The organism is Streptomyces sp. NPDC050485 (genome assembly GCF_044458185.1).
Classification (GTDB): Bacteria; Actinomycetota; Actinomycetes; order Streptomycetales; family Streptomycetaceae; genus Streptomyces.
Genome location: NZ_JBITHR010000014.1, coordinates 138749 through 159812 on the forward strand (window position 1 = coordinate 138749; position 21064 = coordinate 159812).

Here is a 21064-nt window from a genome sequence, read left to right on the forward strand (position 1 = left end):
CGCCGCAACCTGTGTGATCGCCCTACCGTCGGCGCAAGCTGTGGCCTCGATCAGGCCGCCCCGATCCGGAGGAAGTATCCCGATGCGCAGATCCACCGTCATCGCCATCGCCGCGGCCCTGTCGGCCACCTTGGTGGTGTCCGGCTGCGGCTCCTCCGGCAAGGACGACAAGCCCGCGAAGAAGCAGGCGGCGCCGCAGGCCGACGGGCAGAGCATCAACGCCCGGCCGGTGAGCGACCTCAAGCAGGGCGGGTCGCTGCGGTTCGGCATCGACCAGTGGATCACGCAGTACAACATCAACCAGGTGGACGGCCAGCAGGGCGACGCGCAGGACCTGATCAAGGCCGTGATGCCGGACCTCTTCAACCCCGACGCCAAGGGCGTCCAGCACCTCAACCCGGACTTCCTCGTCTCGGCGAAGGTGGTCTCCAGCAGCCCGCAGGTGGTCGAGTACCAGCTCAACCCGAAGGCCAAGTGGTCGGATGGAACACCGCTGAGCTGGAAGGACTTCGAGGCGCAGTGGAAGGCGCTGAACGGCTCGAACCCGGCGTACGAAGCCGCCGACACCTCCGGCTACGACCAGGTGTCCAAGGTCGAGCAGGGCGCCGACGAGCACGCCGTGAAGGTCACCTTCACCAGGCCTTACGCCGACTGGCAGCGCCTCTTCGGCCCGCTGTACCCGGCCGCGTACATCGACACCCCGGAGAAGTTCAACAAGGGCTGGTCGCAGAAGGCGGTGGTCACCGCCGGCGCCTTCAGGGTCGGTACGTACGACAAGACCGGGCAGACCGTCACGCTGGTGCCGGACCCCGCCTGGTGGGGCGAGCGGCCGAAGCTGGACACGATCGTCTACCGGGTGCTCGACAGCGCCGCCAAGACCGAGGCGTACCTCAACAACGAGATCGACGAGGCCCCGGCGCTGCTGCCCGAGGACTACAAGCGCCTGGTGAAGGACCCGGCCACCGAGATCCGGCGCGGCGCCCGCTGGGACGAGGTGCACATCACCCTCAACGGCGGCCACGGCCCGCTCCAGGACGTCAAGGTGCGCAACGCCGTACAGGCGGCCATCGACCGCAAGGGCGTCAACGCCAGCTTCGCCAAGGACCTCTCCTTCCAGCTGGAGCCGCTGAACAACCACTTCTTCATGCCGAACCAGGAGGGGTACCAGGACAACTCCAGCGAGTTCGACAAGTACGACCCCGCGAAGGCCAACAAGCTTCTGGACGAGGCGGGTTGGAAGAGTCCGGGGGACGGCAGGACGCGCACCAAGGACGGCAAGGAGCTCAGCCTCGACTACACGCTGAGCTCCGGCGGGACCTCGGCCCAGGACGACCAGGCCCAGCTGGTGCAGCAGCAGCTGAGCGCGGTTGGCGTAAAGGTCAGCATCAAGAAGGTGCCGGCCAACGACTACTTCAACAAGTTCGTCAACACCGGCAACTTCGACCTCGTCAGCTTCCGCAACACCGACGCGGTCTACCAGACGCTGCTCACGCCGACCTTCCGTCAGCCGCAGGGCAAGAACCTCTTCCAGAACTTCGGCTCGGTCGGCTCGCCGGAGATCGACGCGCTGCTGACCAAGGCCGGCCAGACCACCGACAAGGCCGAGTCGGTCAAGCTCTACAACCAGGCCGACCAGGCGATCTGGAAGCTCGGCCACTCCATCGAGCTGTACCAGCGCCCGGAGATCGACGCGGTCCGCAAGGGCCTCGCCAACTACGGCGCCTTCGGCCTCGCCGCCACCGACTACGCCAAGGTCGGCTGGGTCAAGTAGCGCTCGGCGTCGGTCTGTTGGCCGGGTACGGGCCGACGGCGAGGACCCCTCAGCCTGCTGGCCGTACAGGCACGACGACCGAGGACCGCTCAGCCTGCTGTCCGGGTAAGAGCCGACGGCCAAGACCGCTCAGCCTGTCGGCCGTACGGGGACTACGGCGAGGACCGCGCGGATGTGGGCGGCCTGTCCCTCGCCCGTCGTGGCACGGGCCACGACGTAGGAGAGCCCGAGCCGCACCGCCGTCTCGCAGAACCGCCACAGCTCCCCCGGGTCCGCGCCCGGCGCCTCCTTCTCCAGCGCCGCGCACGCCCGGTCGCGTGCCGCGGCCAGCAGCTCGGCGGGGCCCGGCACCCCGGCGTCGGCGCGGCGCTGGGCGGGCACCGTGGACGCGGCGGCGGTGGTGCGGCGGGAGGGCGCCGGGAGCCGTTCGCTCCAGCAGCCCGTGAGCAGGGCCCGTACGAGAGCGCTGGAGCGGGCCGAGCCGACCGTCCACTCGGCGACGCGGACCAGGCGGTCGGTGGGGTCGGCGTGCTCGGCGAGCACTCTGTCGACGCCGCGCAGATAAACATCGGCCTCCCGGCGCACGAGCGCGCGGGCGAGACCGTCCTTGCTGCCGAACTCGTTGTAGAGCGTCTGCCGCGAGACCCCGGCGGCGGACGCCACGTCCACCATGCGCACCCCCGACCACGGCAGCCCCGCGAGCGCCGAGAGAGCGGCGTCCAGCAAGGATTCCCGCGCTGTGGGCATGGTCGCCTCCCTGGGGGCGTCCGGTGGTTCCGAGTTCAGAGTTGACGCGCTCCGGGGCACTGTCAAGAGCCGCTGCGGGCGATCACCCGGACGGTTCCGCATGGCAGGCGCTGTGGTCCGTACCGCGGACGATCGCTACGGTGGTGGCCATGCCCGACTATCACGATGATCTGCGTCTCGCCCACGTCCTCGCGGACGCCGCCGACGCGGCCACCATGGACCGGTTCAAGGCCCTCGACCTGAAGGTCGAGACCAAGCCGGACATGACGCCGGTGAGCGAGGCCGACAAGGCGGCCGAGGAGCTCATCCGGGGTCATCTGCAACGGGCCCGGCCGCGGGACGCGATCCTCGGCGAGGAGTTCGGCCTGGAGGGCACGGGTCCGCGCCGCTGGGTGGTCGACCCGATCGACGGCACCAAGAACTACGTCCGGGGCGTGCCGGTGTGGGCGACCCTGATCTCCCTGATGGAGGCGGGCGAGGGCGGCTTCCAGCCGGTGGTCGGCGTGGTCTCGGCGCCCGCGCTGAACCGGCGCTGGTGGGCGGCGAAGGGCCACGGCGCGTTCACCGGCCGCAGCCTGACCTCGGCGACCCGGCTGAAGGTCTCCAGCGTGTCGAAGCTGGCCGACGCCTCGTTCGCGTACTCCTCGCTGAGCGGCTGGGAGGAGCGGGGCAAGCTGGACGACTTCCTGGATCTGACCCGCGAGTGCTGGCGCACCCGGGCGTACGGCGACTTCTGGCCGTACATGATGGTCGCCGAGGGCTCGGTGGACTTCTGCGCGGAGCCGGAGCTCTCCATGTGGGACATGGCGGCGAACGTGATCGTGGTGCAGGAGGCCGGCGGCACGTTCACCGGCCTCGACGGCCGGCCGGGCCCGCACAGCGGCAACGCGGCGGCCTCCAACGGCCTGCTCCACGAGGAGCTGCTCGGCTACCTCGGGGACGGCGGAGGCGCGTAGCGGCGGCCCTGCCGGAACCGGGCTGCGCGGCTGGGCGGGGCCGGGCCCTGCTGCTCGGCGCGACTGAGGTGTGCGGCGTGGCCGTGGCGCGCGAGGGGCGTGAGTCGTACTTTTACGCGCCCGGAGACTTACCTCTACCACCCCCTTGTTGACGGCCGGTCCGGATGCGACTCTAGGAGTCCCCCCACTTGTGAACTTGTGAATTCATTCCTGAGCGGACCGAGGTGGCTCGCACGGGACCGGATTCACCAAGGAGGTGGCTCCATCCATGCTCGTCCGTGACGCCATGAGCACGATGGTCCTCACCATCGGACCCGCGCACACCCTCCGCCAGGCGGCCCGTCTGATGGCCGCGCGCCGGGTCGGCTCGGCCATCGTCCTCGACCCCGACACCAGCGGTCTCGGCATCCTCACCGAGCGCGACATCCTCAACTCGGTGGGTCTGGGCCAGAACCCCGACCACGAGACGGCGAGTAAGCACACCACCACCGACGTCGTCTTCGCGGCGCCGTCCTGGACCCTGCAGGAGGCCGCCGAGGCGATGACGCACGGCGGATTCCGGCATCTGATCGTGCTGGACGGCGACGGCCCGGTCGGCGTCGTCTCGGTGCGGGACATCATCCGCTGCTGGGCCCCGGCCCGGCGCGAGACCGCGATGGCCAATTGAGACACCGGCCCTGAGACACCTGCCCTGAACGCCAGAAGGCCGGCCCCCCGCAGGGAAACCGGCCTTCTGTCCATCCTCGGCAAACGATCCTGAATCAGCCGCGGAGGGCCTGGACCGCGGCTTCGAGCCGCTTGCCGAAGTCACCGTCCGCCTGGCGGAAGTTGTTGACCGCACGCTCTGCGATGTCGTCGCGCGAAACCTTGGCGATGAAGCCCGCCAGGTTGTCGATCAGACGGGCCTTCTCGTCCTCCGAGTACAGCCGGTAGAGGTTTCCGGCCTGCACGAAGTCGTTGTCCTCGGCGTGGCTGGGGGCCTCGTGGTTGCCGGTGCCACCGGTGACGGCGGACGACTGCCACAGCGGCCGGTCCGTCTGGGACGGGCCGCCGAAGCTGTTCGGCTCGTAGTTCTTCGCGCCCTTGTGGCGGCCGTCGTACAGGTAGCCGTCACGGGAGTTGGTGCGCGCCTCGGTGGCATGCGGACGGTTCACCGGCAGGTGGTCGGCGTTGATGCCGACGCGGTAGCGGTGCGCGTCGCCGTACGCGAAGAGACGGCCCTGGAGCATCTTGTCCGGGGAGGGACCGATGCCGGGCACGAAGTGCGCCGGGCTGAAGATGGACTGCTCGACCTCGGCGAAGATGTTCTCCGGGTTGCGGTTGAGCTCCAGCTTGCCGATCTCGATCGGCGGGTAGTCCGCGTGCGGCCACACCTTGGTGAGGTCGAACGGGTTGAAGCGGTAGGCCGCCGCGTCGGCCGCCGGCATGATCTGCACCTGCACGGTCCACGACGGGAAGTCGCCGCGCTCGATGGCCTCGCGCAGGTCGCGCTGATGGCTGTCGGGGTCCTCACCGGCGAGCTTGTTGGCCTCGTCCTGGGTGAGGTTCTTGATGCCCTGGTCGGTCTTGAAGTGGTACTTGACCCAGAAGACCTCGCCGGCCTCGTTGTTCCACTGGTAGGTGTGCGAGCCGTACCCGTTCATGTGGCGCAGCGTCGCCGGGATGCCGCGGTCGCCGAACAGCCAGGTCACCTGGTGCGTCGACTCGGGGCTCAGCCCCCAGAAGTCCCATACGTTGTCAGCCTCCTGGCTGCCCGTGTACGGGTCGCGCTTCTGGGTGTGGATGAAGTCGGGGAACTTGATCGCGTCCTTGATGAAGAAGACGGGCGTGTTGTTCCCGACCAGGTCGTAGTTCCCCTCCTCCGTGTAGAACTTCAGCGCGAAGCCGCGGGGGTCGCGCACGGCGTCGGCGGAGCCGAGGTTGCCAGCCACGGTGGAGAAGCGGAGGAAGGTCTCGGTCTGCTTGCCGACCTCGGAGAGGAACGCGGCACGCGTCCACTGCGAGACGTCACGGGTGAGCGTGAACGTGCCGTACGCGCCCGCGCCGCGCGCGTGGACGATGCGCTCCGGGATGCGCTCGCGGTTGAAGTGGGCGAGCTTTTCGAGGAGCGACTGGTCCTGGACCAGGACCGGACCGCCGACGCCAGCGGTCTCGCTGTTCTGGTTGTCGGCCACCGGCGCGCCGGCCTCCGTGGTGAGCGGTCCCTGCGTCACGTGCGCCTCCTGCGTCATTTCCTGCGAGTCCTGTCCCTTGGTGTTTGCCGGTCCCGATCCTACAATGGACATTGTCTAAGTCAAGTAAGGATCCAAACCCACACCTGTTCGGGACTGGGCCCCTTCCCCTGTTAGGCTGGTGTTCATGAGTGACCTGTTGGAGCGACTGCGCGGACGCGGCTGGCGCATGACCTCGCAGCGGCGCGTCGTGGCCGAGGTCCTCGACGGCGACCACGTGCACCTGACGGCCGACGAGGTGCACGCGCGCGCGGTGGAGCGACTGCCCGAGATCTCCCGGGCGACGGTGTACAACACCCTGGGCGAGCTGGTGACGCTCGGCGAGATCCTGGAGGTCTCCACGGACCGCCGCGCCAAGCGCTACGACCCGAACGCCCACCGCCCCCACCAGCACCTGGTGTGCGCCCAGTGCGGCGCGATCCGCGATGTCCACCCCCGGGGCAACCCGCTGGCCGACCTCCCCGACACCGAGCGCTTCGGCTTCACGGTCTCGGCCGTCGAGGTCACCTACCGGGGAACCTGCCCCAACTGCGCGGCGGCCTGAGCGCGAACGAACATGAAGAAGCCCCCGGCTCCTGCCGGGGGCTTCTTCGTATGCGCCTGATGCGGCCGCGCCTGATGGGACCGCGCCTGATGCGGCTGCATGTGAATGTGGCCGCATGCGAAAACGGCCGAGGCCCGGATCCCCCAAAGGATCCGGGCCTCGGCCTGCAAGTAGCGGGGACAGGATTTGAACCTGCGACCTCTGGGTTATGAGCCCAGCGAGCTACCGAGCTGCTCCACCCCGCGTCGGTGAACCTAACCTTACGGGACGGTGTGGACCAGCGCAAATCTCTTCCTGACCAGGCCCCACCAGTTCCGACCAGGGCAATCCGCCAAGCCGGGACTAAGCGGTGAGCTCCTGGTGCAGTGCCTCGCGCAGCCGCGCGGCCCGTTCGGCGACCTCCGCGGGGCCGAGCTCGACCGCCTTCGCGCACCAGCGCTGCCCCTCGGTCAGCTCGCCGTGCCGGGCGGCGAGCAGGGCGAGGCGCAGCGCGGCCCGGCCGTGTCCGGCCTGGGCGGCGCGGGTCCACCACAGGGCGGCCTCGCGCTCACGGCCCTCGCGGGCGAGCAGCAGCCCGAGGTTGAAGGCGCCGTTGCGGCTGCCCGCGTCGGCGGCCTCCCCGTACCAGCGCGCGGCCGCCTCCAGGTCGCCCCGGGCCGCCGCGAGCATGCCGACCCGGACCTGGGCCCGGCGGTGGCCCTGCTGGGCGGCCCGCTCGTACCACTCCTCGCATTCCGTCTTCTCGGCCATCGGCTCGCCCAGCGCGGGCGGACCCGGCGGCGGCTGGCGTGCGTCGAGCAGGGTGGCCAGGCGGAAGGCGGCCTCCGCGCTGCCGCCGCCGGCCGCGCACCTCAGGTGGCGCTCCGCGGCCTGCTCCTCGCCGTCCCGCAGCAGGGCGATGCCGACCTGGAGCGCCGCGTCGGTGTGCCCGGCGGCCGCGGCCCGCTCGTACCACTTCAGCGCCGTACGGTCGTCGTCGCGGCTCGCGAAGAGGATGCCGAGGTTGAAGGCGGCGTCCACGCTGCCCGCCTCGGCGGCCTTGGAGAACCAGGGCTCGGCGCCGGTCGGGTCGCCGGCCTGGAGCAGCAGGATGGCCAGCGCGTTGGCGGCCTCGCGGTGCCCGGCGTACGCAGCCCTGCGGTACCACTGCTCGGCCTGCGCCGTCCGGTTCTGGGCGGCGCAGAGCAGTCCCAGGTTGTACGCCCCGTTCACGTCCCCGGCGCTCATCGCGGCCCGGTACCAGCGCTCGGCGGTCTGCTGCTCGCCGCGCGCGGCATGCAGCGCGCCCAGCGCGTTGGCGGCGTTGCCGTCGCCGTCCTGGGCGGCGCGCAGCCACCACACGGCGGCGCTCTCCTCGTCGCCCGCGTCGCGCAGCAGGAAGCCGAGCGCGCAGGCGGCCTTCGCCTCGCCGTCCTTGGCGGAGGTCAGGTACCAGCGGCCCGCCTCCTTGAGCTCGCCGCGCTTCTCCAGGATCGCGCCGAGGTGCAGCGCGGCCCGCCGGTGGCCGCGGGCGGCGGCCTGCCGGTACCAGGGCTCGGCCTCCTCGGCCGCCCCCTCGCTCTCCGGCACCTCCGCGACAGCGATGTCACCGGGGCCCTCGCCGCCCGCCTCGCCCTCCGTGCGGCTGTCGAGGAGGCGCGCGAGGCGGTAGGCCGCCTCGCGGTGGCCCTGCTCGGCGGCGGCGCGCAGCCAGCGTTCCGCACCCACGTCGCTGCGGTGCTCCAGCAGGTCGGCGAGGGCGTACGCGCCGAGCGCGTGGCCCTGTTCGGCGGACTGGCGCAGCCAGTACTCGGCGGCGGGCTCGTCGCCGCGCTCGCGGTAGTGCCGGCCCAGCGCGTGCGCCGCGGCGGCGGATCCGGCGACTGCGGCGATGCGCCACCAGCCGGCCGCCTCGTCCGCGTAGCCGCGCTGGTGGAGCAGCACACCCAGGTTGTTGGCGGCGGCCCGGTCCCCCACCGCGGTGGCGCCGCGCAGATAGTGCTCTGCGCCGTCGAGGTCGCCGCGGCGCAGCAGCAGGGAGCCGAGGACGCTCATCGACTCGGCGTCACCGCTGTCGGCGGCACGCCGGTGCCGCGCCTCGGTCTCGGCGTCAGCGGTGTCAGCGTCCTCATCGGAGCGTGTCTGCACAAACCGCCCTGTCTCCAACAGAGTTGCCCTGTCCCCCATAAATACCATCGTCGCACCACCCGCAACCGCCGTACACCTGGTATACCGCAGCCAGTGAGGTCACTTCAGCGTTTTGTCGACATGCCCACAGAGAGACAAGCCAAACCCGTTGCGCCCAACTCCCCCCGGCTAGAGCAGTTTTCACACCGGCCGGTTCCAGCCGGCGGTAATCGGACAGCCCCGGCGCGGCCGGAGGGCGCATGCGACGAGGGCCCGGATCCTTGAAAGGATCCGGGCCCTCGTCAGTGAGTAGCGGGGACAGGATTTGAACCTGCGACCTCTGGGTTATGAGCCCAGCGAGCTACCGAGCTGCTCCACCCCGCGTCGGTAAACACAACGCTACCACGGCGCGGGGTGGCCCTCTGACCAGGTCAGCTCTTGGGTTTGGCCGCCTTCGCCTCCGCGTCGGCCGCCCGCTTCAGGGCGTCCTGGAGAGCCTTCTGGGCGTCGCCGTAAGCCTTCCAGTCGCCCGCGCCCAGCGCCTTCTGGCCGTCGTCGTACGCCTTCTGGGCGTCCTTGATGGCCTGGTCCACGGTGGCGTTCCCGGTGGCCGGGGGTGTGGTGGTGGGCGGCGTGGTCGTGGGCGGCGGTGTCGCCCCGTCCGCGCCGAAGACCGCGCTGAGCGCGTCCGCCAGGTTGTCCTTGAAGACAGTCTTGTCCCCGTAGGAGACGCCGACCTTCTTCAGGAGCGGATAGTTGGCGCTGCCGCCGCGCGCGTACACCGGCTCGATGTAGAGGAAGCCGCCGCCGAGCGGCACCGTCAGCAGGTTGCCGTAGTCGATCTCGGAGTCGGTGCCTCTCAAGTTCCGTACGAACTCGGCGACTTCGGGCAGACCGTTCAGCTTGCTCTGCACCTGCTGCGGGCCCTGCACGTTGTCGGTGACCCGGAGCAGTCTGATCTTGCCGTAGTCCTTGCTCGCGGCGTCGGCGTCGACCGCCATGAACCCGCCCAGGTTGGGGCGGCCGTTGGGCGTGAAGGTCGTCGTCAGCGAGAACTTCTTCCCCTCGGCCTCGGCGCCCGGCCTCTTCATGGACAGGTAGTACGGCGGAACCGCGCTGTTGTCCTTGTTGGTCGGGTCGTCCGGAACCTGCCAGGCGTCACTGCCGCTGTAGAACTGCGCGGGGTTGGTGACGTGGTAGCGGGTCAGCAGCTCGCGCTGGACCTTGAACATGTCCTGCGGGTACCGCAGGTGCGCGAGGAGGTCGGAGGGGATCTCGGACTTGGCCTTCACCGTGCCGGGGAACGCCTTCATCCAGGTCTTGAGGACCGGGTCGTTGTCGTCCCACTGGTACAGCGTGACCGTGCCGTCGTACGCGTCGACGGTCGCCTTCACCGAGTTGCGGATGTAGTTGACCTGGTTCTGCTGGGCCATCACCGCGCGCTGGTTGTCGGTCAGCGAGTCGGTGGTGGTCTCGCCGAGCGTGGTGCGCGAGGCGTAGGGATAGCCGTTGGTCGTCGTGTACGCGTCGACCACCCACTGGATGTGCTTGCCGACGACCGCCGGGTAGGCGTCGCCGTCGATGGTCAGCCAGGGCGCGACCGCCTCGACGCGCTCCTTCGGGGTGCGGTTGTAGAGGATCTTCGAGCCCTTGCCGATGGCCCCCGAGTAGAGGATCTGCGGCTCGTTCAGGGTGACGGCGTACGCGGCCCGGTTGAAGGGGTTGGAGAGGCTGACCCCGCCCTTGCCGGCGAAGCTCGTCGTCTCCTGGCCCTTGCCCTCGCTCTCGTAGTCGAGCTCCTTCTGGGGCCCGCCGACGATCGAGTACTGATCGGTCTTCTCGCCGTAGTAGATGCGCTGCTGGTAGTCCTTGAGCTGGCCGCTGGTGGGCAGCCCGGACTCGGTGAAGTCGGGCGCTCCGTTGACGTCCACGCTGGTGCCCTTGGCCGCGATCGCGCCGAAGCCGTGGGTGTAGGTGAAGTGGTCGTTGATCCAGTTGCGCTTGTCGATGCCCTTGAGGTTCAGCTCGCGCAGACCGATGACGGTGTCCTGCTCCTTGCCGTCCTTGTCCGTGTAGCGGTCCACGTCCAGCGTCGAGGGGAACTGGTAGTACTTCCGCTGCTGCTGGAGCTGCTGGAAGGCGGGCGAGACGACGTTGGGGTCGATGAGCCGGTAGCTGGCCGCCGAGTCGGCGTCCGAGCGCAGCTTGGGGTTGTCCTTGGCGTCGGTCGTGCCCTTGTAGTCCGTCACATCCGCGTTGTCGATGCCGTACGCCCTGCGGGTGGCATCGATGTTCTTCTGGATGTACGGGGCTTCCTTGGCCTGCTCGTTGGGCTGCACCTGGAACTTCTGCACGATCGCCGGGTACAGCCCGCCGATCAGGATCGCCGAGAGCACCATCAGGCCGAAGCCGATGACGGGCAGCTGCCAGGTGCGGCGCCACAGGGTCGCGAAGAACAGCGCGGCGCAGATGACCGCGATGCAGAACAGGATCGTCTTCGCCGGCAGGTAGGCGTTGGCGTCGACGTACCGAAGGCCCGTCCAGTTGTTGGTCGCCTTGAAGTCACTGGACTTCACCGCGAGGCCGTACCGGTCCAGCCAGTACGCCACGGCCTTCAGCAGCACGAAGACGCCGAGCAGCACCGAGAGGTGCCCGGTGGCGGCTCCGGTGGCGCGCGCGCCGGGGCTGGTGACGCGCAGACCGCCGTACAGGTAGTGCGTCAGGGCGGCGGCGATCAGCGACAGCACGGCGGCGGCGAAACCGAAGCCGAGCATGAAGCGGTACCAGGGCAGGTCGAAGGCGTAGAAGGACACGTCCAGCTTGAACTGGGGGTCCTTCTGGCCGAACGGCACCCCGTTGACCCACATCAGCCAGGTGCGCCACTGACCGGAGGCGGAGGCGCCGGCGATGAGCCCGACGACCGCGGTGATCCCGAGCAGCATCCACTTCTTGTACGGGGCGATGCCCATCCGGTAGCGGTCCAGGCTCTGCTGCTCCAGGGACATCGCACTGAGCGGCGGCCGCAAGCGGTGCGCCAGCCAGATGTTCAGGCCGACAGCGATGGCCATCAGCAGTCCGAAGACGCAGAACAGTCCGATCTTGGTCCACAGCTGGGTGGTGAAGACCGACGAGTAGTGGACCGAGCGGTACCAGAGCCAGTCGGTCCAGAACCCGGCGAACATGACGAAGGCCATGGCGAGCACGGCCAGAATGCCCAGTGTCATGAGCAGGGTCCGGACCCGGCGGGACGGCCGGCCGACTCTGATCCGTGGCCCGGACGGGCCTGAGCCGCGGTCCGGCATCTGGAAAGCCAAGGTGCGCACCTCGAAGTTCGCTGTCGTATGGGCGGGCCCCGCGATCGTAGAGCCCACTCATGCAACTTACTGAGGCTTTACTCAGTTCCCGATCGGGGGGTGAAAGAGGGCAGGATGTTGTCCATGTCCAACGTTTCCCCCTCCGGCCCCCCGATGGCCGCGAGCCCGCTCACCCGCGCGGTGCTCGAAATCGACGAGTACGCCTCCGGCCTGGGCTGGGACAAGCCGGCCCGGCTGTTCGCCCTCGTCGACACCGCGAAGCTCCGCGCCAAGGCCCCGGGCGTCGTCTCCGCCTCCGACGACGCCGCGGTCTCCGGTCTGACCCCGATCGACCAGGAGGAGATCCCGGCGAACAAGCCGCTGGACAGATTCCTCGGCACCATCGAGTGGCCCGACTCGGTGGCCGGCTGCGCGATCACGGTGGAGCGTCAGATGCTGCCGCCGTCGGCCGAGGCGTCCGTGCCCGAAGGCCTCAGCGACAAGCAGCTGGCCAAGTGGGTGGCCGCCCACCCCGACCGCCAGGAGGTGCGGATGACCGTGGCGGTGCTGCGCGGCGGAGCCCGCGAGTCCGCCATCCGACTGCGTGAGAAGGACTCCCCCACGGAGGTCCTGACCGGCCCCGACCTGGTCCCGGGCCTCGCCGAGGCGCTGGCCGCGACGTTCGCCTAACGGTGGTTCGGGGGCGCGGCCGGAGCCACTGGCGTCACTTGGCCGAGCAGTTCGGCAGTCCGGCCGCGTCCCCCGTGCGGATCTTGTCCAGGGACTGCCTGGCGTCGTGGATGCTGTCGACCTTCACCAGGGTGAGACCCGCCGGAATGTCCGCCGCGGCGGACGCGCAGTTGTCCTTGGGCGTCAGGAAGTAGCGGGCGCCCGCCTTGCGCGCGCCGATCAGCTTCATCTCGATGCCGCCGATCGGGCCGACCTTGCCGGTGTCGTCGATCGTGCCGGTGCCGGCGACGAACTTCCCGCCGGTCAGGTCCTCGGGCGTCAGCTTGTCGACAATGCCGAGCGAGAACATCAGGCCCGCGCTGGGGCCGCCGACGTCCGCGAGCTTGATGTCCACCGAGAACGGGAAGGCGTGGTCGGTCCCGGCCTGGATGCCGACGATCGCGCGGTCGCCGTCCGACGCCTTCTCGGTGGTGATGGTGAGGTTCTCGCCGCCCTCGGGCTCCTTGCCCGCCTTCTTGGCGACCTCCGCGTCCTTGGCCGGGATGATCGTGAAGACCACGTTCTGGCCGGGCTTGTGCTTGGTGACCAGGGCCGCGACATCGGCGGGCTTGGTCACCCTGGTGCCGTCGACGGCCTTGATGGCGTCACCGGCGTGCAGCTTGCCCTCGGCGGGGCTGCCCTTGACGACGGAGGAGACGATGACCCAGCTCTTCACGGGGATGGCCAGCTCGTTCAGGGCCGCGACCTTCGCGCTCTCCTGGGACTGGCTGAACTCCTCGGCGTTCTCCTGGTTGGACTGCGCGTCGGTCTTGCCGTCCGGGTAGAGCGTGTCGTGCGGGACCACCACGCTGTCGTGCGCCAGCCAGCCGTAGACCGCCGCGACGAGGTTCATCCGGTAGTCCGCACCGGTGACCCTGACCGTCGTCATGTTGAGATGCCCGGTCGTCGGGTACGTCTTGTGGCCTGCGATCTGCAGCACCGGCTCGCCGCCGGCGTCGCCGAGCGTGTTCACGGTGGGCCCGGGAGACATCTCGGAGTACGGCACTTTGATGAGCACGCCGGCGCAGAGCAGCGCGATCAGGACGAGGGTGGAGGCGAGCATCGTCGCGGTGCGGCGTGGCATGGAACGACAGTACGGGACCGATCTGTGCGCCCACCCCTGGGGCCGGTCCGTACGGGGTTGTTGGCGACCGCGTACGAGCGTGAGGCGCGCGGCGCCGGTCGGAAACGCTCAGGCGGCGTCGGATCCGGAGTGGGATTTCTCCATCGCTTCACGGAACCGGCTGTACCCGGCGAGTTCAGCTACATCGCCGGAGGTGCGATCGCGGGCGGTCCAGCTCGCCCATATCGCAGCGCCGACAGCAGCGAAAAGCGGAATCAGCAGCCACAAGAGTGCAGCCATTCCGACCTCCCGTCCCCAAATGAGCGACCGCAACTGACAGATCAGCAGACTAGTCATCCGCCGGTTCAACGCTCAGGCCAGGGGGCCGGTTACGCAAATCGGGGCGCATGCCACCCAACGGGGTTTCAGATCCGCCGAGCGGCCCAGCCGGTGCGGCAACGACGGCGCTACGCGCCGACCCGCCCTCCCGTCGCCCGACCACCGCCCCCCCCAACGACGGCGCTACGCGCCGACCCATTCCTCTGTGCCGTCCGAGAACATCTGGTGCTTCCAGATCGGGACCTCGTGCTTGAGGGCGTCGATCAGCATCCGGCAGGCCTCGAAGGCCTCCCCGCGGTGCGGGCAGGAGACCGCGACGACGACCGCGATATCACCGACCGCCAGTTCGCCCACCCGGTGGACGGCGGCCAGCGCGCGGACCGGGTAGTCGCGGACCACCTTTTCGGCGATCCGGCGCATCTCCGCCTCGGCGGAGGGGTGACAGGAGTACCCCAGCTTGTCGACGTCCGAGCCGCCGTCGTGGTCGCGCACGGTGCCGACGAAGAGCGTGGTGCCGCCTGCCGCCGAATCACCGGCGGCGGCGAAGACCTCGTCCACGGAGAGCGGGGTGTCACGGATCGCGAGGAGCCGGATCGGGTCCTGCGCCGACTGCTCACCGGGGTGGTCGGGGTACGTGCGTGCCATGCTCCCATCGTGCCGCACGGGACCGACATCCCGGAATAGCTCTTTCGCCCGGGTGCCGTGACCCTCCGTAGGAGGGTCCTACAGACCCCGGCGCTTGCGGGCCCTGCGCACCACCGCGGCGGCGCCGAGCAGCGCGACGGTCGCGCCGGCGGCCCCCGCGGCGGTGGCGTCCTTGCGGCCGAGCCGGCGGCCCGCGACAGTGTGCCGGCCCGCGGCCTCTTCGAGGAGTTCGGCGAGCACTTCCTCATTGGTCCAGCGCGGCCGCCAGCCCGCGTCGTGCAGCCGCCCGACGCTGACCACCCACGGGTGCATCGTGTACGCGAGGTCGCCCGCGGGCGACGGCGTGAGCCCGATCCGGTGCAGCCGGGCCGCCGCGCCCAGCGCCACCGCGGAGGGCAGCTCCATGCGGCGGATGCCGCTGAGCTCCTCGACCTCCTCCTGCTCCAGCCACCCGTCGCAGCCGACCGCGAACTCCCCGTCGACCTTCTCCAGGGCGGCGTACTCCAGGGCGCTGCACAGGTCCTCGACATGGCAGAACTGCCAGGTCGGACGGGACCCGGCGACCACCAGGAGGCGCGGCGACTCGAAGTACCGGGTGAGCGCGGTGTCAGTACCGCCCACCAGGACGGCGGGCCTTACCACCGTGACGTTCAGACCGGGGTGCGCGCGGGGTGCGCGCCGCCCGAGGCGCTCGATCTCCAGGAGGTCGCCGACACCGGTCGCCTCGGCGGTGGCCCGCAGCTCGGCGTCCTCGGAGAGCGGGATGTCGTTGTCGGGCAGCGCTCCGTAGACCATCGCGGAGGTGCAGAGGACCACCCGGTGGACGCCCGCGGCGGCCGCGGCGGTCAGCACCGTCTGGGTGCCGCGCACGTTGTACGCGGTACGGGCCGCCGAGTCGGTCTCCAGGTCCAGGTCGAGCGCCAGGTGCACGACGACGTCCGCGCCCCGCAGCTTCTCCGCGATCGCCGGGTCGCGGACGTCCAGGATGTGCCAGGTCGCCTCGGAGACCTCGCCCCGGCGCTCATCGATGGCGACGACCTGCTTGACCTCGTCGGACGCGGCGAGCCGCGCGGTCAGCAGGGCGCCGATCCCGGACGCGGCACCGGTCACGGCGACGACGGGACCGCGCGATGTGGAGGTTGAGAGGTTTCGCGCTGCGCGAACCTGCGGATCTGGGGAACTCACCGGGCGTCTCCAGCGGTTGTCTTCAGTACGTACGTTAATGACGCGTGCGTACCAGGTGGCGTCCATCCTGCCGCAGGCCGCGAGGCGGCGGAGCACCGAGCCCTTATCCGGTTCGGATGTCTACGCTGGTGGTGTTGTGGGGCAGCCGCCGTCGGCAGGAGCCGACGGCCTAACGAGCCGAGGAAACCCGTGAGTGACACCCCATTCGGATTCGGCCTTCCGCCGGAGGAGCCGGAGAACGGCGACGGCAAGAAGAAGGACCCTGCCGGAGGTGGCCAGGGTGCCGGCGGCCAGGGCGGCAACCCCTTCGGGTTCCCGGGCGCGGGCGGCGGGGACAATCCGTTCGCCGCGATGTTCGGTTCTATGAACCCGAACGACCTGGGCGCCGCCTTCCAGCAGCTCGGCCAGATGCTGAGCTACGAGGGCGGTCCCGTGAACTGGGACATGGCCAAGCAGATCGCCCGGCAGACGGTCGCCCAGGGCACGGCCGACGGCACCAAGGACGAGAGCATCGGCCCCGCCGAGCGCGCCGCCGTCGAGGAAGCCGTGCGCCTCGCCGACCTGTGGCTGGACGATGCGACGTCGCTGCCGTCCGGCTCCACCACCGCCGTGGCGTGGAGCCGCGCGGAGTGGGTCGAGGCCACCCAGCCGGCCTGGAAGGAACTGGTCGACCCGGTCGCCGAGCGCGTCGGCGCGGCCATGGGCGGCGTCCTGCCCGAGGAGATGCAGGCCATGGCGGGCCCGCTGATCGGCATGATGCGCTCCATGGGCGGCGCCATGTTCGGCCAGCAGATCGGGCAGGCCGTGGGTGTGCTCGCGGGCGAGGTCGTCGGCTCGACGGACATCGGGCTGCCGCTCGGCCCGGCGGGCAAGGCCGCGCTCCTTCCGCTGAACATCGAGGCCTTCGGCAAGGACCTAGGCGTCCCCAAGGACGAGATCCGGCTGTATCTGGCCCTGCGCGAGGCCGCCCACCAGCGGCTCTTCGCCCATGTGCCGTGGCTGCGCTCGCATCTGTTCGGTGCGGTCGAGGGCTATGCGCGCGGCATCAAGGTCGACACGGCGAAGCTGGAGGACGCCGTCGGCCAGCTCGACGTGTCGAACCCGGAGCAGCTGCAGGAGGCCCTCCAGCAGGGTCTGTTCCAGCCGGAGGACACCCCGGAGCAGAAGGCTGCCCTGGCCCGTCTGGAGACCGCGCTCGCGCTGGTCGAGGGCTGGGTGGACGCGGTGGTCCACGAGGCCGCCAAGCCCCGGCTGACCTCGGCGGACGCGCTGCGCGAGACGCTGCGCAGGCGCCGGGCGACCGGTGGCCCGGCCGAGCAGACCTTCGCCACGCTGATCGGTCTTGAGCTGCGTCCGCGCCGGCTGCGGGACGCCTCGCGCCTGTGGGCCTCGCTCACCGACGCGCGCGGTGTGGACGGCCGGGACGACCTGTGGGAGCACCCGGACATGCTGCCGACCGCCTCCGACCTGGACGACCCGGACGGCTTCGTGCACCGGGAGCACCTCGACTTCTCGGAGCTGGACAAGATGCTGGGCGAGGCCGCCGAGCAGCACGGCCCGTCGCTCAAGAAGGACAAGCGGGACGAGCAGGGCACGGACGAGCCGGGCACCGACAGCGACGGCAAGGGCGATTCCGACAAGTGAGCCTGCATGACGACGCGGTCCTCGTACTGAAGGCGTACGAGGGCCAGGCCGAGCTGCGCCAGGCCTACCTGGACCATCTGTCGGCGCACCCGGACACGATGTGGAAGGCCTGCGGGGCCGGTCACCTCACGGCGAGCGCGCTGGTCGTGGACCGTGAGCGGGGCCGGGTGCTGCTGACGCTGCACAAGAAGCTGAACATGTGGCTCCAGATGGGCGGGCACTGCGAGCCCGAGGACACCTCGCTCACGGCCGCCGCCCTGCGCGAGGCCCGGGAGGAGTCGGGCGTCACCGGTCTCACCCTGCTCGCGGGCGGCCCCGTACGGCTCGACAGGCACGCCATCCCGGCGCCCTGCCACTGGCACCTGGACGTCCAGTACGCGGCGCTGGCCCCGCCCGGCGCGGTCGAGGCGATCAGCGACGAGTCCCTGGACCTGCGCTGGTTCGCCTACGACGAGGTCGCGGCGGTGGCCGACGAGTCGGTCGTACGGCTGGTGGAGGCGACCCGCGCCCGGCTGTGACGGCGTTACGGGTCCGGCCCCAACCGCCTTATGGGTAAGAGGCGTTCGCTATTGCGGGCGCCCCTTACTCATGCCCCTCCTCGTGCCCGCTGGGGACACCCCCCTAGCTCCAGGCGTTGCCCTGATTCTGTGCGTGGGCGCCCTGCTGACCGATGCCGTACTGGGCCCGCAGGCCCTGGCCGATCACCGCGTTCTGCGGCGGCAGCACCTCGCTCGGCTGGACGAGGGCGAAACCCTGGCCCAGGAAGCTCAGTTCCCAGCCCTCGCCGGTGTTGCCACGGCGCCGCCAGACTCCGGTGGAGTGGGTCTGTGCCTGCATCTGCACCCGGAGCGAGGTCGACCAGGCGACGATCGCGTCCGCGTCCGCGTTCACGTACTTGTCGGGCGTGACCTGGAGCATCAGCGGCTGGCCCGAGGTCATCAGGACGACCTTGCCGGTGCCGGTGATGTTGAGCTGGTACTTGCCGGTACCGGAGATCCCGTACTGGCTGTCCACGGCGACGACTTCGTAGTGCAGCGAGGAGTCCATGGCGAGGACGTAGCCGCTGTCGACGGTCAGACCGTCCCGGTCGACGTCCACTATGTGGACGTGCTGGGCCAGGTTGGCGAGGTAGACCGTGCCCTGTCCGGACACCCGCATCAGGTCCAGGCCCTCGCCGGTGCGGGCGCGGGCGCTCTGCTGGCCGTGCGACTGGTACTCGCCGTCGAACTCCATCAGCCCCTGGTAGGCGACCATCGAGCCCTTGCGGGCCAGGAGGTCGTCGTGGCCGGTGAGCACGGCCCGCAGCAACTGCGGGTTCTGCGCGGTGTACCGCTCCTGGGACTGCTGCTCGGTGTAGCTGAAAAGCGGGCTCTGCATTGGTGTCTCCCCCTCAGCCCCGGGCCCGCAGGCGGTCCGTGCTGTCCTCACTCGGCTGTACGACGACGATGCCCTGGCCCGAGAAGGCCATCTGGAACGCCTCTCCGCTGCCCCGGCCGATCAGCGAGGACGCCTTGAAGCTGCGCTTGCCCTTCACCTTCAGGTTCGGGGACCAGGCGACCAGCGCGTCCGGGTCGACATACGTCTCGTCCTCGCCGCTGCCGCAGTCGACGACGACCGGGGTACCGCGCGAGGTCAGGGCGACCCAGCCGGTGCCGGAGATCTTCACGTTGAACAGGCCCTGGCCCGCGAACTTGGCGAGCCCCTTGACCCGTTCGACGCCCCACTGGAGGCTCGCGTCGAAGGCGAGCACATTGGTGCCGTTGACGGAGAGCGCGTCATTGTCGAGGTGGACGATCACGACGTTGGCCCCGTAGTCGGCGAGGTAGAGCAGTCCGTCGCCGGTGCACTTCATCAAGGGGGCGCCCTCGCCGGTGATCCAGTCCCGGGCCATCTGGCGCACGGCGGGCGGGTTGGGCTCGTACTGGATGAAGCCCTCGTAGGCGACCATCGAGCCGACCCGGGCGAGCAGGTCCTGGCCGGTGGCCATGGCCACCTTCAGCATGGCGCTGCCGTGGTTCTCCATCCGGGCCGCGACGGGGGTGGGGGCATAGCCCGCGAGCTGCTGGTTCATTGTTCGGGCTCCCTCAGACCTCGTACGGCTGGACGATGATGAAGTTGCCGGGGGCGCCCCGGAACTGGAGGTTGACGGACTCGCCGCTGTCTCCCGGATAGGCGTTGCGGCGCATCCTGACCTGGCTGGAGACGATCACCTGGGACGCGGCGGACCAGGCGACGATCGCGTCGCTGTCGGCGAACGTGGTCGGGGTGACCGGCAGCACCACCGGGGTGCCGTGGGTCATCACGACGATGGTGCCGGCGCCCTGGAACAGCATGGTGAACAGGGCGCCGCCGGGAATGCCGTGGCCCTCGATGCGGCGGACCTCGTACTGGAGGGACTCGTCGAAGGCCAGGACGTTCTCGGCGGAGACGCAGATGCCGTCGCCCTGGAGCTCGATGGGGTGCAGATAGGCACTGTTCTCGGCGAGGAAGACCTGACCGCGGCCGGTGCAGCGCATCAACTGCATTTCCTGGCCGGTCGTGTTGCCGACGATCCGGCCGGCGAGACCGGCCCCCTTGTAGCCGAAGTCGACCTTGCCCTGGTACATGACCATGCTGCCCTGGCGGGCGAGGACCGGCTGGCCGCCCGCGCCGAGGTCGACCCGGACCAACTGCTTGTTCTGCGAGGTCCAGCGCCGGCCGGTGGGCAGTTCCTTGTACATCTGGATGGCGCCGTGCAGGCCGCCGCCGGCCTGCGGCATGCCCTGCGGCCGGCCGTAGGGGGCGGGTTGGCCATAGGGCGCCGACTGACCGTAAGGGGCGGGAGCGCCCGGTGGCGTCAGCTGCCCCGGGACGGGGCCGGGCGGCTGGCCGAACTGGGGCTGCCGCGGCGGCTGTCCGTGCGGCTGCGCGTACGGCGCCGGGGCGGGCGGCGGCGGGATGGTGCCGGGCGGCAGGTGCATCGGCGCGGCGATGGTCGGCGCGGCGTGGATCTGCTGGCTGGGCGCGGGGGGCGGGGGCGGGGGCGATCCCTGCGACGGTGGTGCGTAGTGCTGCGGGGCGGCGGGGGCGGGGGACGGCGCCGTAAAGGAGGGGGCGGGGGCGGGCGCCGCGAAGGAAGGAGCGGGCTGCGGGGCCTGCGCCGGAGCAGCGAACTGCGGGGCGGGCGCGGCGACTTGGGGCGGCGGAGCGAAACCGGGGGCCGCGCCCTGCGACTGCTGCGGCGGCGCGGCGGGCTCCTCCTCTTCGAGGACCTCACCGCCGAAGTTCTTCAGGAGCGCTTCGAGTCCCCCGTCGAAGCCCTGGCCCACGGCGGCGAAGCGCCAGACGTCCTTCAGGTAGAAGTCGCCGAGCATGACGGCCCGTTCGGTGCTGAACTCCGCGCCGGTGAAGGAATACCGGACCACTTCCTCGCCACCGGCGACGACCCTGATGTAGCCCGGGCCGACCTGCGACATCTGTCCCGCGCCGTCGATGGTCGCGGTGAAGGAGAGCTTGCGGACACTCGGCGGGACACGGTCCAGGGTGACGCGGAACGACTCGGTGTCACCGGCCTGGGTGCCGAGCAGTTGGATCGACTCCTCGGGCGACTTCGGCTGGTTGAAGAAGACGAAGTAACGGTCGTCGGACAACCGCTCGTTCGCGTCGAGGCCGAAGCAGCTGATGTCGAAGGTCAGCCCGGGACCGCCGATCTGCACGCCTACGTACAGATCCGTCCCTGCCGTGAGATCACTGACCTTGGCCTTGTGGCCGCGCTGGAATTCCCTGGCCATGCCTACCGACCGTCCCCCATCCCGAGGTGAATGCGTCGCGC

General features: G+C 70.2%; 18 protein-coding genes and 2 tRNA genes. 7 read left to right on the forward strand and 13 right to left on the reverse strand.

Going from position 1 to position 21064, the window contains the following annotated elements:
- The first annotated feature begins 82 nt into the window (after window positions 1–82).
- Entirely contained in the window at window positions 83–1771 is a 1689-nt protein-coding gene (locus ACIBK6_RS26700; RefSeq protein WP_399053884.1) for an ABC transporter family substrate-binding protein, read from the forward strand.
- Between the two features lie 129 nt (window positions 1772–1900).
- Here the strand turns inward: ACIBK6_RS26700 and ACIBK6_RS26705 are convergent, their stop codons facing one another.
- Window positions 1901–2518 (reverse strand): TetR/AcrR family transcriptional regulator, encoded by a 618-nt coding sequence (locus tag ACIBK6_RS26705; RefSeq protein ID WP_399053885.1) that lies wholly within the window; start codon window positions 2516–2518, stop codon window positions 1901–1903.
- Between the two features lie 149 nt (window positions 2519–2667).
- On the opposite strand from ACIBK6_RS26705, the gene hisN reads away from it, so the two are divergent.
- Both hisN and ACIBK6_RS26715 read left to right on the forward strand, forming a co-directional pair.
- A complete protein-coding gene (gene hisN / locus ACIBK6_RS26710; protein WP_399053886.1) occupies window positions 2668–3474 on the forward strand; it encodes a histidinol-phosphatase in 807 nt (268 codons plus the stop codon).
- Window positions 3475–3742: 268 nt separating this feature from the next.
- Entirely contained in the window at window positions 3743–4141 is a 399-nt protein-coding gene (locus ACIBK6_RS26715; protein WP_399053887.1) for a cyclic nucleotide-binding/CBS domain-containing protein, read from the forward strand.
- Between the two features lie 94 nt (window positions 4142–4235).
- Here ACIBK6_RS26715 and ACIBK6_RS26720 read toward each other — a convergent pair whose 3' ends face one another.
- Window positions 4236–5705, reverse strand: a complete 1470-nt coding sequence (locus tag ACIBK6_RS26720) for a catalase (RefSeq protein WP_399053888.1) — start codon at window positions 5703–5705, stop codon at window positions 4236–4238.
- A gap of 127 nt (window positions 5706–5832) precedes the next feature.
- Between ACIBK6_RS26720 and ACIBK6_RS26725 the strand changes: the two genes are divergently transcribed.
- Window positions 5833–6249, forward strand: coding sequence for a Fur family transcriptional regulator (locus ACIBK6_RS26725; RefSeq protein ID WP_399053889.1), 417 nt, complete (start codon window positions 5833–5835; stop codon window positions 6247–6249).
- Window positions 6250–6420: 171 nt separating this feature from the next.
- Here the strand turns inward: ACIBK6_RS26725 and ACIBK6_RS26730 are convergent.
- The 4 genes from ACIBK6_RS26730 to ACIBK6_RS26745 form a co-directional block, all read right to left on the reverse strand.
- Window positions 6421–6494, reverse strand: a tRNA-Met gene (locus tag ACIBK6_RS26730).
- 97 nt (window positions 6495–6591) lie between these two features.
- Window positions 6592–8424: a sel1 repeat family protein gene (locus ACIBK6_RS26735; protein ID WP_399053890.1), complete on the reverse strand. Its 1833-nt coding sequence runs from the start codon at window positions 8422–8424 to the stop codon at window positions 6592–6594.
- 241 nt (window positions 8425–8665) lie between these two features.
- A tRNA-Met gene (locus tag ACIBK6_RS26740) sits at window positions 8666–8739 on the reverse strand.
- A 47-nt stretch (window positions 8740–8786) separates the two neighbouring features.
- Window positions 8787–11657, reverse strand: coding sequence for a UPF0182 family protein (locus ACIBK6_RS26745; protein ID WP_399053989.1), 2871 nt, complete (start codon window positions 11655–11657; stop codon window positions 8787–8789).
- A 135-nt stretch (window positions 11658–11792) separates the two neighbouring features.
- On the opposite strand from ACIBK6_RS26745, the gene ACIBK6_RS26750 reads away from it, so the two are divergent.
- Complete coding sequence (locus ACIBK6_RS26750) at window positions 11793–12338, forward strand: PPA1309 family protein (protein WP_399053892.1); 546 nt, start codon at window positions 11793–11795, stop codon at window positions 12336–12338.
- A 34-nt stretch (window positions 12339–12372) separates the two neighbouring features.
- Here the strand turns inward: ACIBK6_RS26750 and ACIBK6_RS26755 are convergent, their stop codons facing one another.
- From ACIBK6_RS26755 to ACIBK6_RS26770, 4 genes are all read right to left on the reverse strand, one after another.
- A complete protein-coding gene (locus ACIBK6_RS26755; protein WP_399053893.1) occupies window positions 12373–13461 on the reverse strand; it encodes a PDZ domain-containing protein in 1089 nt (362 codons plus the stop codon).
- 108 nt (window positions 13462–13569) lie between these two features.
- On the reverse strand, window positions 13570–13740 hold the full coding sequence (locus tag ACIBK6_RS26760; RefSeq protein ID WP_399053895.1) for a hypothetical protein: 171 nt from the start codon (window positions 13738–13740) through the stop codon (window positions 13570–13572).
- A 222-nt stretch (window positions 13741–13962) separates the two neighbouring features.
- Entirely contained in the window at window positions 13963–14424 is a 462-nt protein-coding gene (locus tag ACIBK6_RS26765; protein ID WP_399053896.1) for a molybdenum cofactor biosynthesis protein MoaE, read from the reverse strand.
- A 78-nt stretch (window positions 14425–14502) separates the two neighbouring features.
- Entirely contained in the window at window positions 14503–15609 is a 1107-nt protein-coding gene (locus ACIBK6_RS26770) for an SDR family oxidoreductase (RefSeq protein ID WP_399053897.1), read from the reverse strand.
- Window positions 15610–15798: 189 nt separating this feature from the next.
- On the opposite strand from ACIBK6_RS26770, the gene ACIBK6_RS26775 reads away from it, so the two are divergent.
- Window positions 15799–17253 (forward strand): zinc-dependent metalloprotease, encoded by a 1455-nt coding sequence (locus ACIBK6_RS26775; RefSeq protein WP_399053898.1) that lies wholly within the window; start codon window positions 15799–15801, stop codon window positions 17251–17253.
- Window positions 17250–17771 (forward strand): NUDIX hydrolase, encoded by a 522-nt coding sequence (locus ACIBK6_RS26780; RefSeq protein WP_399053899.1) that lies wholly within the window; start codon window positions 17250–17252, stop codon window positions 17769–17771. The genes ACIBK6_RS26775 and ACIBK6_RS26780 overlap by 4 nt, the downstream gene beginning before the upstream one ends.
- A 103-nt stretch (window positions 17772–17874) precedes the next feature.
- Here the strand turns inward: ACIBK6_RS26780 and ACIBK6_RS26785 are convergent, their stop codons facing one another.
- From ACIBK6_RS26785 to ACIBK6_RS26795, 3 genes are read right to left on the reverse strand one after another with little or no spacing between them, the layout of a single operon-like run.
- Window positions 17875–18630, reverse strand: a complete 756-nt coding sequence (locus ACIBK6_RS26785; protein ID WP_399053900.1) for an AIM24 family protein — start codon at window positions 18628–18630, stop codon at window positions 17875–17877.
- Between the two features lie 13 nt (window positions 18631–18643).
- Entirely contained in the window at window positions 18644–19324 is a 681-nt protein-coding gene (locus ACIBK6_RS26790; protein WP_399053901.1) for an AIM24 family protein, read from the reverse strand.
- A 13-nt stretch (window positions 19325–19337) separates the two neighbouring features.
- On the reverse strand, window positions 19338–21023 hold the full coding sequence (locus ACIBK6_RS26795) for a TerD family protein (protein ID WP_399053902.1): 1686 nt from the start codon (window positions 21021–21023) through the stop codon (window positions 19338–19340).
- Window positions 21024–21064 lie beyond the last annotated feature (41 nt).